General features: G+C 55.7%; 12 protein-coding genes and 2 tRNA genes. All 14 read right to left on the bottom strand.

The features are described 5' to 3' along the window. Positions 1–508 precede the first annotated feature (508 nt). The 14 genes from DW171_RS07630 to DW171_RS07565 all read right to left on the bottom strand — a co-directional run bounded on the left by DW171_RS07630 (position 509) and on the right by DW171_RS07565 (position 17,058). Positions 509–1,306, bottom strand: a complete 798-nt coding sequence (locus DW171_RS07630) for a TraX family protein (protein ID WP_118270877.1) — start codon at positions 1,304–1,306, stop codon at positions 509–511. A 193-nt stretch (positions 1,307–1,499) separates the two neighbouring features. Beyond that, positions 1,500–1,575: transfer RNA gene (locus DW171_RS07625), tRNA-Lys, on the bottom strand. 28 nt (positions 1,576–1,603) lie between these two features. Beyond that, entirely contained in the window at positions 1,604–2,884 is a 1,281-nt protein-coding gene (locus tag DW171_RS07620) for an aminopeptidase (protein WP_118270876.1), read from the bottom strand. An 88-nt stretch (positions 2,885–2,972) separates the two neighbouring features. After that, on the bottom strand, positions 2,973–3,548 hold the full coding sequence (locus tag DW171_RS07615) for a hypothetical protein (RefSeq protein WP_117774211.1): 576 nt from the start codon (positions 3,546–3,548) through the stop codon (positions 2,973–2,975). Next, positions 3,549–4,427, bottom strand: coding sequence for a phosphoribosylaminoimidazolesuccinocarboxamide synthase (locus DW171_RS07610; RefSeq protein ID WP_035136481.1), 879 nt, complete (start codon positions 4,425–4,427; stop codon positions 3,549–3,551). Between the two features lie 118 nt (positions 4,428–4,545). Continuing rightward, on the bottom strand, positions 4,546–6,111 hold the full coding sequence (locus DW171_RS07605) for a cell wall metabolism sensor histidine kinase WalK (RefSeq protein WP_117877336.1): 1,566 nt from the start codon (positions 6,109–6,111) through the stop codon (positions 4,546–4,548). Positions 6,112–6,122: 11 nt separating this feature from the next. Then, the gene (locus DW171_RS07600; protein ID WP_006236208.1) at positions 6,123–6,845 is read right to left on the bottom strand and encodes a response regulator transcription factor; all 723 of its coding nucleotides are present in this window, start codon (positions 6,843–6,845) and stop codon (positions 6,123–6,125) included. Between the two features lie 153 nt (positions 6,846–6,998). Continuing rightward, positions 6,999–8,210, bottom strand: a complete 1,212-nt coding sequence (locus DW171_RS07595; protein WP_117806576.1) for a twin-arginine translocation signal domain-containing protein — start codon at positions 8,208–8,210, stop codon at positions 6,999–7,001. Continuing rightward, entirely contained in the window at positions 8,210–8,473 is a 264-nt protein-coding gene (locus tag DW171_RS07590) for a TIGR03905 family TSCPD domain-containing protein (RefSeq protein WP_117735816.1), read from the bottom strand. Before DW171_RS07590 ends, DW171_RS07595 begins: the two co-directional genes overlap by 1 nt. Positions 8,474–8,586: 113 nt before the next feature. Further along, positions 8,587–10,386, bottom strand: coding sequence for a diguanylate cyclase (locus DW171_RS07585; protein WP_118270875.1), 1,800 nt, complete (start codon positions 10,384–10,386; stop codon positions 8,587–8,589). Continuing rightward, positions 10,383–11,219, bottom strand: coding sequence for an ABC transporter substrate-binding protein (locus DW171_RS07580; protein WP_158571037.1), 837 nt, complete (start codon positions 11,217–11,219; stop codon positions 10,383–10,385). The genes DW171_RS07585 and DW171_RS07580 overlap by 4 nt, the downstream gene beginning before the upstream one ends. Positions 11,220–11,566: 347 nt before the next feature. After that, positions 11,567–13,489, bottom strand: coding sequence for an Ig-like domain-containing protein (locus tag DW171_RS10180; protein WP_158571036.1), 1,923 nt, complete (start codon positions 13,487–13,489; stop codon positions 11,567–11,569). Between the two features lie 1,726 nt (positions 13,490–15,215). Further along, positions 15,216–16,559 (bottom strand): adenylosuccinate lyase, encoded by a 1,344-nt coding sequence (gene purB, locus DW171_RS07570; protein WP_118270872.1) that lies wholly within the window; start codon positions 16,557–16,559, stop codon positions 15,216–15,218. Positions 16,560–16,983: 424 nt separating this feature from the next. Next, a tRNA-Gly gene (locus tag DW171_RS07565) sits at positions 16,984–17,058 on the bottom strand. Positions 17,059–17,310: the final 252 nt, after the last annotated feature.

Raw genomic sequence — 17,310 nt, 5'->3', positions numbered from 1 at the left:
GCAAGGAGATATATTGCCAGACCGGAGGGGCGCCGGGGGCGGGAATCGCGCACTCCATATTTTGTTCACAAATGAATAGGTCCCTCAGTCACGTCACTGAGGTTATAACTGAAGCATCAGCTTCTGATATTGGCGGTGACCAGCTGGTTTATAGATGTTGAGGCATCGGTCATCTCTGGAGCGCCACTTTACTCCAAAAGCATCGGTTATTTGTTTCCCGTCGGTAAAAGGCAGGTTTTGTTCGCCAAGCGTTCCTATATATAGAAGTTCGGGTTCGAACCGTGCATCGGTAACAAAAAAGCGACCAGCCGGAGCCGATCGCTTTCTATTCTATGCTGGAGCATCCAGAGGGGTTCTTCCGAACTCATTTTCTCGCTGCCATTCATGCTTTCGAAGCATCTTTCTACAGCCCTCGTTGTCTATCCTCGTATCTCACAGGTCTTCCGGAAATTCACAAGCAGTCTTAGGGTCAATTTAGTTCTGCTTTCAGAGACTTGTTTGAGAGTTTTTAAAGACAGTTCAAAACAATAAGTGAGACACCATAAAGCAGAGCAAGATGAGCCGGATAGAAAATGTAGAAGAAATATTTGAGCTTCAGCCCTCGCTTGCCATTATAAAGATTGATAAGCAGCAACGAAACGACCGCGGCAGCAACATCAGGATTAAATATATTAGCTGTAGCAAACTCAAATCCGCCGCCAACTATATGGCATGACGAAAGGAGCACTGCGCATACTGCAGCAAAGAACATCTTGGCCTTGCTGTCGTGGAATAAATAGAATGCAGCCACAAGCAGAATGCCACACACACCGCCATCTAGTTTAGTGTATTCAGCTGCCAGTGCTGTCAAAACAATCAGAGCAGTTTCTGCGATGTACCTCTTCCATTTTGAAAGGCTTTGTATCTTTTCCAGAATTATCAAGAAGACCAAGCAAAGCAGGAGCTCACACATAACATTTTGTTGCCGAAGGTCAAATAGTTGCCCGGTTTGAACGAAATCGTATATGGGCTCCGCAATGATTGCGAAGACAAGCATATTTCGCAGGTACCTCTTTATGTCATGAGTATGCAAAAATCCCTCAACTATCAAAAAGCAAAATAAGGGAAATGCAATTCTGCCAAGAACATGAAGCACATCCGAAGCCTCGCTTAGAATCGCCCACTGTTCGTCTGATATCTGATTGTACGATGCGTGAGTCATGATTCCATTGGTCAGGACGATCCTGCTTACATGATCGAGAACCATCGAAATGGCCGCTATTATCTTTAATGTGCTGCCGCTAATTCCGTATCTATCTGTTTTCATTTCGTTTTCCTTTCTTTGGGTGGGCCGTCAGAGGTTCGGCCTGCTCTGCAGACGGCCGCTGCGGCGCTTCGCGCCTTGCGCGCTGCGCTGGCAAACGCTCACGCGTTTACTCAGCTCCGCGCCCTTTCGGGTTCGAACCCATGTCGCGGCAACAAAAAAGCGGCCGGCATCCGCCAGTCGCTTTTCTATTCTATGGTGGGCCGTCAGGGGTTCGAACCCTGGACCTTGGGATTAAAAGTCCCCTGCTCTGCCAGCTGAGCTAACGGCCCGCGGGTGGCATTGTACCACGGTCTGGGGCTATTCCCAACTCCATTGGCCGTTCTGGAAAATCACAACTTCACGTCCATCAGGCGTAATGCCCGTAATATCGATATCGTCCGTGCCGATCATAAAATCGACGTGCGTGCTCGAGACGTTAACGCCATGCTCCAGGAGCTCCTCCTTGGACATGTCATACCCACCCTCGATGCATTCGGGGAAACCGACACCCAGCGCGAGATGGCAGCTAGCGTTCTCATCATAGAGCGTGTCATAGAATAGAACGCCACTTTCACGGATCGGCGTGTTCTTGGAGATAAGCGCGACCTCACCCAGATGAGCGGCACCTTCATCGGTGTCAATAATGCTCGCAAGCGTCGCCTTACCCACGCGGGCATCGTAGTCCACTACGCGGCCGCCCTCGAACTTAATCCAAAAATCGTCGACCTTATTGCCATGGTGGATGAGCGGCATGGCCGAGTACACGATACCGTCGGCGCGCATGCGATCGGGCGAAGTGAAGACTTCCTCGGTGGGAATGTTGGGGAAGAAGGGGTGCCCTTCGGGCGTCTTGCCCTTGCCGCCGGCCCACTCGTGACCTTTCGTCATGCCAATCGTCAGATCGGTTCCATTTGCCGCGGCGTAATGCAGGTAGTCGAAACGATTGTCGTTCAGAAAACGCAGGTTCTTTTCGAATGCGGCGTCATGGAGTTCCCAGTCGCTCTCTGGGTCCTGGCCATCGGCGCGCGCGGTGTGCAGAATCGCATTCCACAGCTTATAGATTGCAACCTCATCGGCGTCTCCCGGGAACACCTCGTGCGCCCAAGCCACGACCGGAGCGCCGGCGATGCACCACGGATTGATGTTGTAATCCAGTCCACGGCGGAAAACTTTGCATTGCGTATTCCTCGCCTTGGATGCCGCGGCCGGCTTGGCTGGATCGATGCCCTTGAGGGCCGCAGGATCCGCCCCCTCGATAAAGACAAAGCAGGCACCATCCTGGGCCAGGGAATCCAGCTGCATGCGCTTCCACTCGGGCGTCTGCTCAAAATAGCTTTTATCGACATGCTCGTACGTGAGCCTCGTCACGGCATCATCGGCCCAAATGACCGTCACGTGGCCAGCGCCGGCGGCATAAGCCTCCGCGACCACCACGCGGGCAAAAGGCGCGCACTCGACCGGAGACTGAACGACAACCTCCTGGCCGGGCTTGACGTTTACGCCCTTGCGGACAACCAGACGCGCATAGTTTTTAATCTTGGGCTCCAGGGCCTTCATGCCCTCCAGAGCTTCTTCGACCGTCAGGGCAGCTCGAATCATGTGCCACTCCATCTATCTATAGAACAGTAAAAAGCGCGCCGCAAAAACGACGCGCCTTATATCTTAGCGATAAGTATGCATGCAAACGCTATTTCTTCTTGGAGTCCTTTTTGTCCTCCTCGGCAGCCGCGCGCTCAATAAGAGCGTTGAGCTTGTTCTCGGACATGCCCTCGGCCTGCGTGCGGTACATGTTGCGCAGGGGACGAATACGAACGAAGTCGTAGATAAAGTCACCCAAAATGACGACGTAGGACAAAACGATGCCGACCATCTGGACAGGGCTGGACACCATGCCAGCGGGAGCGAAGTAGAGCGAAGCCCAAATTGCCACGACGAGTACCATGCCGATAGTAAGCACGGCCCACCAGATACGACGGCGCTTGGTGTAGTCCTCATCCTGCTTGAGAAGGATATTCGACACCGTGTAGATGCGGTCCTCCTTGGCGCGCTGCTTAGCCTTGCGGGCGCGCTTCTCCTCTTTAGAGAGGCCCTCGAGGTTCTCGCCCTTCTCGAGCTCTTTGCGGCGTGCCTTAGACGAAGCCGGCACGACGCGGACAGAGCTCGCTGCCTGACGGGCAGGCTTAGCAGATGCGGCGGACTTGCGCGCAACCCCGGTAACCTCGTGGGATTGCGTGCGCTTGTTCGTGGCGCTACGGGTACTCACTTATGCGTTCTCCTTCATGCTTGTGAACTGGGAGCCCGTGATGATCTGGAAGGCCTCGCGATAGCGCTCGGACGTGCCATCGATGACCTCGGCGGGCAGGTGCGGGGTCTCCCCCGTCATATCCCAGTTGGCCTTGAGCCAATTGCGGACGAATTGTTTGTCGTAGCTGGGCTGGATCTTGCCCTCCTCGTAGCTGGCAGCAGGCCAGAAACGGCTGGAATCGGGCGTGAGGCACTCGTCGATCAGCGTGACCTTGCCATCGATGACACCAAACTCGAACTTGGTGTCGGCAATGATGATGCCACGGGTCGCGGCGTACTCGGCAGCGGCCTTGTAGATCTTGAGGGAAAGGTCACGAATCTGCGTGGCGATATCCTCGCCCACGATCTCGCAGCAACGCTCGAACGAGATGTTCTCGTCGTGGTCACCAATCTCGGCCTTCGTGGACGGCGTGAACAGCGGCTCGGGAAGCTTGGAAGCCTCGGTCAGGCCCTCAGGCAGCTGGATGCCGCAGACGGTGCCGTTCTCGTCGTAGGTCTTCTTGCCCGAACCGGTCAGATAGCCGCGGACGATGCACTCGATAGGAATCGTCTGGGCCTTCTTGACCAGCATGGCGCGGCCTGCGAGGTAGTCACGATACTCAGCAAACTCCTCGGGGAAATCCGCCGGGTCGATGGAAACGAGATGGTTGGGGACGATGTCGGCAAACTTATCGAACCAGAATGCCGAGATGCGATTGAGCACCTCTCCCTTAAACGGAATCTCGTCGGGAAGAATGAAGTCGAACGCAGAAATGCGGTCGGTGGCGACCATCAGCAGGTTTTCACCGGCATCGTAAATATCACGAACCTTGCCACGGGAATCCGGACGACGCTCCATCGTTGTCACGTGAGTCACTCCTTACCTAAATACGACAGAAATGCGGGTTCTTTCCCGCATGTTTTCGCAAACTCGGAGCGGCAGGGACGCGGCCCCTCCTTCACCGAATAGCGAAAAGCTAGTGCTCCATTGTAGTAGATGCCGCGTCTGCCGTGTGCTCGCGGGGCAGATGAATTGTAAAAGTCGTACCCTTTCCAAGCTCCGACTCCACGGATATGTAGCCATGGTGACGCTCGACGATCTGCTTGGTCACGGCGAGGCCAACGCCCAGGCCGCCCGCCTCACGGGCGCGGCTGGCATCGGCGCGCCAAAAACGGCCGAAGATGCGCGACAGATCGTCCTTGGCAATACCGATGCCGGTATCAGAAACGGCAATGCTGACGTGCTTGCGGTCACTGAGCACCGACACAACGACCCAACCGCCCTCGGGGGTGTAGCGCATGGCGTTGCTCATGAGGTTGATAACACATTGCGTGATCATGTCGGGATCGGCCTCGACGACATCGTCGTGACCCTGGGTCTCGTCCGCAAAACGCAGGCGCAGATCGCGGTCGACAAACAGGCGCTCCTGGGCATTGACGATGGAACGCACGAAAGGAACCATGTCCACCGGCTCAAGGTTGAGCGGAGCCGTGCTGTTTTCCATGCGCGATAGATCGAGCATCTGCTGCACCAGACGAGCCAGGCGACGCGTCTCGGAAGCAACGGTCTCCAAATGCTCATCGTCGGTGGGATACACGCCATCCTGCATGGCCTCGACCGTTGCGAGCATGGCCATAAGCGGCGTACGAAGCTCGTGTGCAACGTCTGAGGTCAGGCGCTTCTCGTGTTTCATATCCTTCTCGAGCGAAGTGGCCATCTCATCGAAGGTCTCACCCAGCTGATCGATCTCGTCATCACCGCGCAGTCCCGTGCGAGCCGACAGGTCGCCGTCACGGATTTGCTTTGCGGTACTGGTAATACGATGAATCGGCTTGGTGAGCATGCGCGACACGAGCGATCCGATAACGACCGAAATGCAGATTGCAACAACTGCGGCGAGGGCCATGGCGTTAAAGGTCTTCTCCCTAAACGCAGAGTCCGCCTTGGTGAGCAGAGCGTCGGAGCCGATGGCCCACAGCTTTACCTGTCCGACATGTTCGCCGGAAGACGTTACAATCTCGACGTTAGCAACGCTATCGGAGTCGGTTGGAGCAGACGAGACCGGGCTATGCGATGCTTTTTTACCGCTCGAGCTGCTCGACGCCGATTCGCTCTCGCGCACATCGGCGGTCGCGCTTGCCGAAGGCCATGAGTCGTCATAGACGACAACGCCCTTCTTGTTGACGACCTGCATACTCAGGTCGTCGGATACCAAACTCGATGTCGCGACCGTGCGCAGCTCGCCCGCAGTCCAGTTGCCGTTTTCCTCATACGACGTCGCAAGCTTTTCGGCAGCAGAATTGGCGATCTCGACGATATTGGAGCGCGTGTAATCCGAAAAGACCGTGCCCCACACAACAGAGACCACGCCCACCAGCACCAATACCGTCATGAGCGATGTCAGAGCAAAAGCAAGTGCCATGCGCGAGGGATAGCTCATCGTTGGCCGTGAATCGGAACGAGGCGTGTTCCAACTAGCCTTGGAACCCGCCTCGCTCTCCTGCTTGTGCTTTTGTCCGATTTCAAAGCGCGCAGGTGTCATATGTGATTTCCCTATTTCTCGTCCGACTTATCGGTCTTGGCCGGAGCCTCGAAGCGATAGCCGACACCGTGGACGGTGTAGAGCCACTTGGGCTTCTTGGGATCATCGCCCAGCTTGGCGCGAAGGTTCTTCACGTGGCTATCGATGGTGCGCTCATAGCCCTCAAAGTCGTAGCCGAGCACCTTCTCGACCAGCTCCATGCGGTTGTAGACGCGACCGGGGTGACGGGCAAGCGTGGTGAGCAGCTTAAACTCGGAAGCCGTCAGGTCGACTTCCTTGCCCTCGACCAAAATCTTGTGGCCCGAGATATCGATGACCAGATCGCCGAAGTCGAGTACCTCGACGGCTGGCTCGTCGGCCTGATGGGCACGGCGGAACAAGGCGCGTACGCGCGCGACAAGCTCGCGCGGCGAGAACGGCTTAATCAGATAGTCGTCGGCGCCGAGCTCAAGACCGATAATACGGTCCTCGATCTCGCCCTTGGCAGTCAGCATGATGATGGGGACATCCGAGGTATCGCGAATGGTGCGGCAAACGCGCTCGCCGGGGATCTTGGGGAGCATAAGGTCGAGCACGACCAGGTCAAACTGATGCTTCTCGAACTCCTCGATCGCGGACTGGCCGTCGCCGACACCCACAACCCAGTAGCCTTCGCGCTCGAGATAGGCAGCGACGGCGTCACGGATTGCCTTCTCATCCTCGACCAGCAGAATCTTTTTTGCATCTGAAGCCATAACACGGCCCCCCTGTCTCAATCAGCTAAGAACAAGCCCATTTTAACGCACCTGAGCCCGCCGGATGCCACTATGACGCGGCAGCTCGGCGGGCGGTACTCACAATTACAACGCGTTTATTCCCCTGTTGGCGCCTTTTTAACCCCTCTAAGCTTAAAGAGAGAATAGGCGTGCGGTGACCGTCTCGGGTATACCCTGGCTGTTGCGCACCGTGGCGTACGTAAGGAATGAGTCCGATTTTCCCGCCGTAGCTGGATAATCGCCATATTCCAAAGCACGGTCGGGCGACAACAGCGACCCATAGGTCTTGGCAGAGGTGTCGATGAGAAAATGCGATGCCTGTACCTTAACGAGATATTTATTCTTCTTGCCGGCAGCACATGCGAGCGGCTCGCGGGACAGAAAGAGGTATGGCCCTCCCTCATTACCGATATACGTGCCCATGTTGCCCAGGCTGCCCACGCCACTATAGGTCGCCTCGATAGAAAACACGAAGGTATCGCCCATATATACGGCCTCGAAAGGCGAGACTGACGAGGGAAGGACTAGCTGGGCACGTTTGGTGTTGTTGCCGTCGGTCAGATCGATTGCCGTTATGCCGTAGTAGACGCCCTCGTCGTTGCGGACACGCGGCGAGATGGTCAAAATGCCGTCGCTCGCACGCGGGGCCGATGCAAAGCGGCCCGTCGATTTCCAAATTGTCTCGGCCTTGGATTCATCAAGCGAGCGACGATAGCAAAACGAATCACTACTCGTTTTATTGCCGCCTGCCGAAGGCATTTTATACCAGATGACTGATGACCCGAACGCCGTGAACAGTGGCGGATCATAGTCCTTGCCACCCCGATCGAGCTCAACCACGTCGCCAGAGAGCGAAGCGCCCGACAGATTTTGAGCGTAGAGCTTCCACGATGAATTGGCAAAGTTCATCTCAACCCACGCAAACACGCCATCGCCGGCGCGGACATCGTAAAACGAATACCCCGCACCTTCGATAGGATCCTCGATGAGCGTCGTGAGCGAGCCGTCGCCCAAGTTGAGCACGCCAAGCGTGTTGGCATGCAGCGCAGACGCCGGGGCCATCATCGCCGCGGCGTAATCGCCGTCGCAGTAGTACAGCAGCGTACCCAAGGGCAATGTCCATGTCGCCATGGGCTCAAGATCGATATCGACGGCCTCATACTCATCCGTAATCGAGACGATCTTTGAGTCGTCTTTGATAACCTGTGGCTCGCCGGCAGCATCGTCGCTGGTACCCGTTTTCTTTGAGCATCCGGCAAGCACCGTGGCAGCGCCCGCGGCAGCCCCTCCGAGCACAAAGCCGCGGCGCGATATTCCGTTCTTGACGTGGTCGGCGATACTCATTAGGCGATCTCGGCGCGAGCGGCCTCGATAGCGCGCGTGAGCTGATCGGCGCAAGAAGTCTTTTTCATACCGCAGGTATTACCAGCGAGAACCTCGATGACGCGATCGGCAGGAGCACCCTCGACCAGCTTAGAGATAGCCTTGAGATTGCCGTTGCAGCCACCGGTAAACTCGACGCCCACCACCTTGTTGCCGTCATCGGACAGGTCAAGGTGGATATTGCGAGTGCATACGCCCTGAGGCTTGTAATCAAAACTAATCATTGCGTTCCCCTCTCGTAAAGCAATTTCAGACGTCTATTATCCCCGTCCGAACCGATAAAGTATCGCGGGCACCGATTCAACATTCCCCAATGCGCAAACCGGCGGTAGCAATACTAGCAATCTGCTTCCCGAGCGTGGACTTTTCGTTTCTCTTGATACATGTTGTGGTCAGCGATGTGGTAAATCTCGGTCAGTGTATAACCGGGCGCCTCTGCCGTCGCGACGCCAAACGACGCACTGACTGTCAGCACCTCATCGCTCGCAGCAGCAAGGCTGAGGCGAAGATCTTGCACTACTTCACATGCGGATTCGCGATCGGTGTGAGGGCAAATCAGCAAGAACTCGTCGCCACCAATGCGCATAGGCACAAATTTCTCGCCTGCCGCCCGCCTCAATACAGACGCCGTACGCCGTAGCAGCTCATCGCCCATTTCGTGACCGTAGAGATCGTTGGTACGCTTGAGGAAATTGCAGTCCATCATGATCACACTCACGGGCAGGGACTCGTTCACCAGGTCGTCGCCAAGGGACTCAAGGTAATTTCTATTGCGAAGTCCCGTCAGCTTGTCCTGGAAAGAAAGCTCCTCGGCGCGCTTTGTCATCGAGATGTTATGCGTTGCCACGACGACCGATTCCAGTCGACCCCGCTCATCGCGGCGCTGTGGAACAACCTGCAGCGAATACCACGTACCTCGGCAGTCTCGTACCTCGGCATCCAAGTACGGCACGCCCTCCATACGATCCCGAAGCGTCTTTATATCTAAGAGCTCCATGACCGCCTCGCGACTTTCGGGACTCACAATGTCTCGGCAAACCGTTGCAAAAAAGTCATATGCCTCGGAGTGCTCGGCAAATATCTTCGCCACCGATGGCGACATGTTAATCCCCTCGATCTCAAGCGTGTCGAGATGCAACAGGAGGGTCGACTCATACGTGGTACTGATGGCATTGATGATGCCGAGCTGCTTGTCCTTTTCGGCCAAATTGCGACGATCGGCGACGATACGCACCAACAGCACTACAACCAAAAACACCAGGAACGCCAGTACGCCGGCAGTGATAAATGAAATCCTGCCCGACATGACCTCAGATTTGGGATAGAGCGCAAACAGGCGATAGTCCTTATACGCCGCACGCACGGCATACCAGGTACTTCCCCGATATTCGACACGTGATAAGCCTTCGTCTTTCCAATCAATTCCGCTATCGGCAAGAAGCCGGGCGAGAGCTATATCGACGGTCGAATCGTTTGAAGAAACGATTTGTGCATCGCGCATCACGAACACCGTTGGGCTCTGATGGAATGTGTTGTTCACGAGCACGTCGGCGATCGTATACGAATAATCATCGGTGGGCTCGGGCGCAAGCGATCGATACCCCAGTGCTACGCCATCACCGTACGGAACAACACTCACGGCAAAGTCAACATCTCGACGCTCTACGACCGTCGAGTAGGACACCTTGGAGCCTCGGTACATCGATGCGACCGACGAACAGGCAAGCTCCTCTCGCCACAGCATCAGCGGATCGCGACCGTCGATATCGTAGTGGGCAGCCATATGGCCATCGGAGTCCATGACCATCAGCCCCGAAAGGTTCTCGGCATGGACAAATTGCTCGATAAGATCGTCGTTAACCTCAACGCGATCAGAGGACAGGAACGTCGCAAACGATTCGACCGCGGCGAGCAAATCGTGCGTCGCCTCGGTTTTTCTTCCCTGTTCATATCGGTCATATTTTTCGCAGGCGTTTTTTAAAAACACCATGGTTTCCTGGCCAAACCCAAGCGTTTTATCGAGACAGCGATGCGTGCCGACCACATACAGCAGACCCAACAAAGCAGCGCTGGCCACAACGCAGATAGCCGCGGTGACTAATGCCTTTCGGCGTAAGCGGCGCTCATCATTTGTCATGATTCCGCTCCTTGCCCGTCCGTCGTCGCCCCCGCCTTGTACTTGCCCACAATGCGCTCAGTCGTGCCATCTCGATCCATCTCGAACAGCACGGTATTGAGGTTTTTGACGTACTCCCCCTCATAGCCGTCCTTAAACGCAACGCCCAGGTCAACCGTCATAACATTGTCGGCGAACACACGATACAGGCCGGGATACTGAGCGCCAAGGCAATCAAGCGACCGAGCGTCCGCCATCCAACAGTCAACATACCCCTTGACGAGGGCGGCTTTGCAAAGTTCGGCAGAGCCATATGATTTGATGTTCACGTCCGGCGAGATTTCCAGATCGCCTGCAAGCAATCGGCGTTCACTCACCGAACCGGCAATCACCGCAACAGTCTTGCTGCCATCGAGATACGCCAAGGACTTGATACCACTCGTTTTCTTGGCGGCAACCGAAACCGTCACGGTTAGATACGGCTCGGTCCAGTAATAATCGTCTTCGCGATAACAGGGCGAATAGTCGCACCACAGACAATCGATATCGCCGTTTTTAAGCAGGCGATCGCGGTCATTCCAAAATATGTCGATGAATTGCGGCCTGAGCCCCGCACGTTTGCAAGCCTCGCGTGCGATATCGATATCGATACCAGCGTAGTCGCCCGTGGTATCGATATACACATAGGGATCGTTATCCGTAACGCCAATTTTGAGTTCCGGGAGATCTTTATCGGATTCACTCGATGGGGTAGAACTGCTTCGAACGGCATACGTCAGGGCGACCGCACAAACGGCAACAAGGAGTATGAGCACGGACGAGACGATAGCGCCTCGTTTGATACGTCTGGGCACACGACTCTTTTCATCGAAACAGCAGATAAGGTTCATTTTATTACCAGGGGGCCAGTGCGGCAGTGAAAAAAAGCGCCTTGCCCAAAACGGGCAAGGCGCCAATGGCTGAAATGCATCCGCAGGCGGTCGAATTAGGTCAACCCTACTCGAAGCTCAGCTGCTCCCGAATGCACCCCCGACCGCTGCCTCGTTCAGGCCGTTGGCGCCGACCGCGTATCTGGCGGTTTCCGGCGCGCCGCACTGCACGCGACACACGGGCTGAAGTCTTTAACGTAAAAGCCCCGTAGGTAAAACGAGTTACCAACGGGGCTTGGACTGAAAGGTCGCGCTTAAACGAGAGGGGCGCCCTAACGCTCGAGACGTTTGCGCATAAGCGCGAAGGCAATCAGCGAAGCGCCGGCAACAGCCATAATAAAGGCGACAGCAAGGGCCCGGTCGCCCGTGTTGGCGAGCGTACCCTTAGTAGTCTTAGCAGACTTTTTGGTTACCTTGGTCGTCGTCTGCTGACCGGGCTGGGACGGCGTCGCGGGCCGCGCGGGCTGAGTCGGCTCCCCCTTGGCCTCCTCGCCCGTCACCACGTACGTCGAGAAGTGGCTCGTGCGGAAGCAGAGGTAGTCGCCCTCGGTCCACGTATCCATAGCCTGAGTAGAACCATCCTCGGCAACGTAGAGCACCTTGAGATTGGTGAGCGCCTTCATGGCAGCAGTCATCTTGACACGGACGATGAAGGACATGCCTTCGTAGTCCTCGATAACCTCGCCGTCCTTGAGAAGCTTGATATCGAGCTTATCGGCAACCTTGGTACTCCCCTGCTCAAGGCCGGAAATTGTAGCATTGGCGGCGTCGGTAAGATTTTTCGGCTCCTCGACCACAAGAGAGATGCTGTTGTTCTGGGCAATGCCGGCAGCGGCATTGTTCTCGGCGCTTACGCTAACGTCCGTTCCGTCGCTACCTGCAACGCCCGCAATGGTCCTCGCCGCCACAGTAACGGTACAGGTCGTTGTTTTGTCACCACAGGCAGCGGTGATCGTGGCGGTACCGGCCTTAAGCGGCGTCACGACGCCGTCTTTGACCGTAGCGATCGACGAGTCGCTGGAGGTCCAGCTCACCGTTGTATCGTCTGCATCTGCAGGAGTCACCGTTGCGGAGAGCTTTGCGGAGGCGTCGCCTACGGTAAAGGAAAGGTTCGTCTTGTTGAGCTCAACCTTCTGGGCGGGATTGGTCACGCTCACCGAAACGGTCTGGGAGAGCGACCCCGCGGTGATGGCGAATGAACCGGAACCAGTCTTGAGGGCAGTGACGGTGTAGGAGCCATCGCCGTTGTCGACAACCTTAAATGCCTTCGAGGCACCCGTGTCATCCAGAGCGAGCTTGGTCTCGTCGACCTCACCTGCTAGGGCTCCGGCAAGAGAGGCTTTTACGGTACCTTCTTCACTCTTCGCAAGGTTGAGGGAGGACTGATCGACTGTAAGACTCGTTGCGGGATTAGAGACGGTCACCGCGCAATCCTGAGAATAGGCGCCATCTTCGGTCGAAGCAGTGATGGTTGCGGTGCCCTTGGAAACGGACGTCACTTTGCCGGTTTGATCGACCGTAGCGACGCTCTCGTTACTGGACTTCCAGACAACCGTCTGGTCAGCCTCCGCGGGAACGACCGTTGCCTTAAGCTGCTCGGTTGCAGCGCCCACAAGCGTGACCTTCTGCTTATCGAGTGTGATACCTGTTGCAGGTTGAATAACCGTCACCTTGCACGTGGCGCTATACTCGCCGTCCTCAGTGGTAACGGTGATCGTGGCAGCGCCGGCCTTGACCGGGGTCACGACGCCGTCCGCAACCGTAGCGACCTCCGGGTCACTCGAAGACCAGGACACATTCTTATTCGTTGCATTGTTGGGCTCAACCGTTGCGGTCAACGTCGAGGGCTCACCGCCCACAGCAAGCTTAAGATTCGACGCGCTGAGACTGACGCTCGAGACCCTTACGACCGGAGTGGTTACCGTAATTGCATCCGTGGTTGCAGAGACTCCATCAACCGTTGCCGTGATAGTAGCATTACCGTCACCGACAGCGGTAACAAGACCGTTGCCATCGACGGTAAGGACGCTCTCGTTGGAAGAGGACCAAACAACCTGGCTGGCCTTGTCATCAGGGGAGACCTTTGCCTTCAGCTGCTGAGTCGTGCCTTTATCCATGGAGGTTGAGTAGCTGTCCGCAATGGAAACCGCAGTCTTTGCAGGTTCCTCGCCAGGCTTAACGACATGAACGGTCATCGTGTCACAGAGACGACCACCCAAGTACATTGAAACCGTTGCATCGCCGTAACTATGAGGCACTAAATACCCCAAGTAACTGCCACCATTAAACATCGGTCCTTTTACCTCGAGGACATCGGGATTATCTGAAGTGAAAGAATACTTTGCACCGGCATAGGAGTCCATCAATTCCTCAGCGCTTTTGCTCAGCACGCCCTTTGGATATTCAAACCCCCTGTCACATTCCAGCCAAAGCCAATCTTTGGATATACTATCTGAACTGACCTCACAGGGAAATGTATAATCGCTCGACACAAACTTAGCCTTCGAAAGGCTCACTTCCGCAGGGTCGACAACCTCTATCTCAAAGGGATGGTCATTGCCAAGGCCATCACGAGCATGAGCCTTAACGGTGCCAGGCTTTATTGCCTTAAACGAGTTTTCACCATCGATAAGCTCAACAACATCGCTGCTTTCTAGAGAATAGGTTACAGAGCTAACGAGCGAATCCCAATGTGCACGCTGGCATGCCTTCAGTGCTTCATTTGGGGAAACGTTGAGAATGGCAGACAGATAAGAGCTGTCCCCAACCAGCATCTTTTGTTTTTTGTTCCCACGCTCATTGAATCCAGGCTCCTGATTCTCGGTTACAACATCACATAGCTTCTTCATCTCGGTCTCGCCGTTGCAATAGTCGACAAGAACCTTGGCCTCTTTTGCATCTTTCGCCAACGCCTCGAGTTGCAAAGAAGCGCTTAGCTCAGAAGTTCCATATGAATAATAATTCGAATTCACCCTTGCCTGAACTTTGGAATCCTTTGAGGGATCTTCCTTTATTTCAAAATATGTAGCCGCACGGGTCTCGTCCTTGGGGCGAACGTAAACTGTCCCCTCTAGCAATGCATAGTGCGTGTTCCCGCATTTTTGCGGACAATCATCCGTGTAACCCAGCGTTGCAGTCGTTGTCGTCGCACCGGATTGGTCATAGGATACGAAACTCACCTTAATTGGATTGACATTAGCCACGCTCTTAATCTTAAGAGAACCGTTTAAACTCTCGTCAGCCCTGCTCTTCATGGTTATAGTCGTTGTGCCGACTTTGGTGGGACTAATTGTCAACACCCAATCACGTGATTTATAGCTCACTTTAGCGATATCCTCATCAGACGATGTGATATCGATATCACTGGGGTCAATGGGCGCCCATTCGTGATTTTTATTAAAAAAGGAAAGCCTTCCTTTCACCGTCTGTCCAACAGCGACATCAAATTCTGACCACACATCGCCTGTAGACGAATCGTATGGGAGAAACGATGCACCCATGGAACCATCCTGCGACTCCAGCATGACAGCATCCGCATGCGGGGCGGCCACCGTCAGCCCAAACGTTGCCGCCGTTAAAGCAACGCAGATGCCTGCGGCTATCCTCCAAAACCCTTTTCTCATTCCCCTAAGTCCAATCTCTCGTGAAAAAACGCAGCATTCTCCCACACCTTAAAATTGGCTTAAGGATACCCCCCCCCCCAACGAGCACTTGCAAGCTAATGTTTGCCAGAAGGGGCAAATTAACGGCAAGCGACATTTCTGCAATATACCATCATCCGCTGAAGTGTGACTTTCCCGACGCTCCCACGCAAAAGCCCCGTTGATAAACGCGTTACCAACGGGGCTCGGGCTGAAAGGCCGAGCTTCAACGGAGGCCGAAAGTAAACTGATCGGTTTGACTTCGTCCCCAATCGATCAGTTAGAACTCGAGCTGCTCCAGACGATCAAAGACCGTGTCGATACGGGTGAGGAAGTCCCACGGATCAAAGATCTCGTCGAGCTTCTCCTGGCTGACGGTGCAGCGCGGGTCGGCCTCGAGACGCTCCTTAAAGGTGGGGCCGGAGACACAATCCTGCACCTCGTGCCAGGTTGCCATGGCGTTCTCCTGCACAATGGCGTACGCGTCCTCGCGGGTGATGCCCGTGTCGACGAGGGCCAGCAGCACCTTGGAGGAGAAGATGAGGCCGCGGGTCTTATTGAGGTTGGCCATCATGCGGGCAGGGTACAGCTGCAGGCCGTCGATAACGCGGATGAGGCACTGGAACATGTGGTCGAGGGCGATGAAGCTGTCGGCCTGGGCGACACGCTCGGCAGAGGAGTGCGAAATGTCACGCTCGTGCCACAGGGCGACGTTATCGAAGGCAACCTGGGCGTTGGACTTCACGACGCGCGACAGACCGCAGACCTTCTCCATGGTGATCGGGTTGCGCTTGTGCGGCATGGCGGAGCTGCCCTTTTGACCCTTGCGGAACGGCTCCTCGGCCTCGAGCGTATCGGTCTTCTGCAGATTGCGAACCTCGGTAGCGATGCGCTCGCAGGTGGCCGCGGTGGTGGCGAGAACGCCGGCGAGATAGGCGTGATGGTCGCGGCTGATAACCTGCGTGGACAGCGGGTCGTGAACCAGACCCAGGTGCTCGCAGACATACTCCTCGACAAACGGTTCGATGGAGCTGTACGTGCCAACAGCGCCCGAGATGGCACCGAAGGCAACATTCTTGCGGGCGTCCTCAAGACGATCCAGATCGCGCTTGAGTTCCCAGGCCCAAGAGCCGAACTTCATGCCGAAGGTCATCGGCTCGGCGTGGATGCCATGAGTGCGGCCGGCACAGAGCGTGTTGCGCTCCTCAAAGGCGCGACGCTTGCAAATCTCGCCGAGCTTCTTGACGTCCTCGATGATCAGGTCGCAGGCCTGGGTGAGCTGGTAGCACAGAGCCGTGTCGCCCAGATCGGAGCTGGTCATGCCATAGTGAACCCAGCGGCTGGGCTTGGGGTCGCCCTCGGGAACATCGGCGTCGATGTACTCCTTCATGTTGGTCAGGAAGGCGATGACGTCGTGGCGCGTGACCTCCTCGATCTCGTCGACCTTTGCCTTCTCAAAGTTGGCATGGTCGCGAATCCACTGGGCTTCGTCTTTAGAAATGCCGATCTTGCCGAGCTCCGCCTGGGCCTCACAGGCCAGGACCTCGATCTCCTGCCAAATGGCGTACTTGTTCTCGAGGGAGAAGATGTGTCCCATCTCCGGGCGGGTATAGCGATCGATCATAGCGGCTCCTTTTTGGTTATTGGCACGTTGGTCGTAACCCAACCATTGTACCGTGCGCAGGTGCAAGTATGGGCAGCAGGCATTAACCTAACATTTTGGAATTGGAGCGGGCAACGGGACGTCCGCGTATTTGCTTCGCAAATCCGCACCGGCTGCGGTCGATCTCCTCGGATTCACGGAGACGATGGGGAAGACTTTGTTGAATTGGCCGCCCCAAAGTCTCCCGCGCTCGATGGAGCGGGCAACGGGACGTCCGCGTATTTGCTTCGCAAATCCGCACCGGCTTCAGGCGCCTGCCGGCGCCTTCGCCTGCTCGCTACAAACGCTTCGCGTTTGTTTTACGCTCGCACCCTGGCGGGTTCGAGTCCCGGCGCTTTATTGAAAAAAGCACGGCACCGGAACGGTGTCGTGCTTTTACTTTTTCTGGAGCGGGCAACGGGACTCGAACCCGCGAGTGTCAGCTTGGGAAGCTGATGCCTTACCACTTGGCGATGCCCGCTTGTGTGTTGGCTAGTATAACGCGGTTGTCTTGTTCGATACAAGGGTGGCGATGCTTGTTTTAGCTGTGGAGATTCGTTTGAAAATCGCATCAATTGTGGAGATGAGGACCTTTGGCCTCCTGTTCTCCTTATCTTCTACCTGCGCTTTTGCCTGATTGTTGTATTTGAGCTCAATTTGTCAGGAATTGGGCAAGCTTTTGGTCAGGCTCCGGTACTTACCCGCATGAACCTCGGGGGTAGCCTCATCCTAC

The sequence above is a fragment of the Collinsella sp. AM15-2 genome (assembly GCF_003471985.1).
Taxonomy (GTDB): Bacteria; Actinomycetota; Coriobacteriia; order Coriobacteriales; family Coriobacteriaceae; genus Collinsella.
Note: the sequence above shows the minus strand (reverse complement) of the source record. Positions and strands in the feature narration are given on the sequence as shown.

Excerpts from the sequence above, each read along its gene's own strand:
- DW171_RS07630 (WP_118270877.1), bottom strand. The coding sequence starts at position 1,306 with ATGAAAACAGATAGATACGGAATTAGCGGCAGCACATTAAAGATAATA.
- DW171_RS07600 (WP_006236208.1), bottom strand. The coding sequence starts at position 6,845 with ATGGCTTCAGATGCAAAAAAGATTCTGCTGGTCGAGGATGAGAAGGCA.
- DW171_RS07590 (WP_117735816.1), bottom strand. The coding sequence starts at position 8,473 with ATGATTAGTTTTGATTACAAGCCTCAGGGCGTATGCACTCGCAATATC.
- DW171_RS10180 (WP_158571036.1), bottom strand. The coding sequence starts at position 13,489 with ATGACCGTTCATGTCGTTAAGCCTGGCGAGGAACCTGCAAAGACTGCG.
- DW171_RS07610 (WP_035136481.1), bottom strand. The coding sequence starts at position 4,427 with ATGGAGCGTCGTCCGGATTCCCGTGGCAAGGTTCGTGATATTTACGAT.
- purB (WP_118270872.1), bottom strand. The coding sequence starts at position 16,559 with ATGATCGATCGCTATACCCGCCCGGAGATGGGACACATCTTCTCCCTC.
- DW171_RS07595 (WP_117806576.1), bottom strand. The coding sequence starts at position 8,210 with ATGAGTATCGCCGACCACGTCAAGAACGGAATATCGCGCCGCGGCTTT.
- DW171_RS07620 (WP_118270876.1), bottom strand. The coding sequence starts at position 2,884 with ATGATTCGAGCTGCCCTGACGGTCGAAGAAGCTCTGGAGGGCATGAAG.
- DW171_RS07585 (WP_118270875.1), bottom strand. The coding sequence starts at position 10,386 with ATGACAAATGATGAGCGCCGCTTACGCCGAAAGGCATTAGTCACCGCG.
- DW171_RS07605 (WP_117877336.1), bottom strand. The coding sequence starts at position 6,111 with ATGACACCTGCGCGCTTTGAAATCGGACAAAAGCACAAGCAGGAGAGC.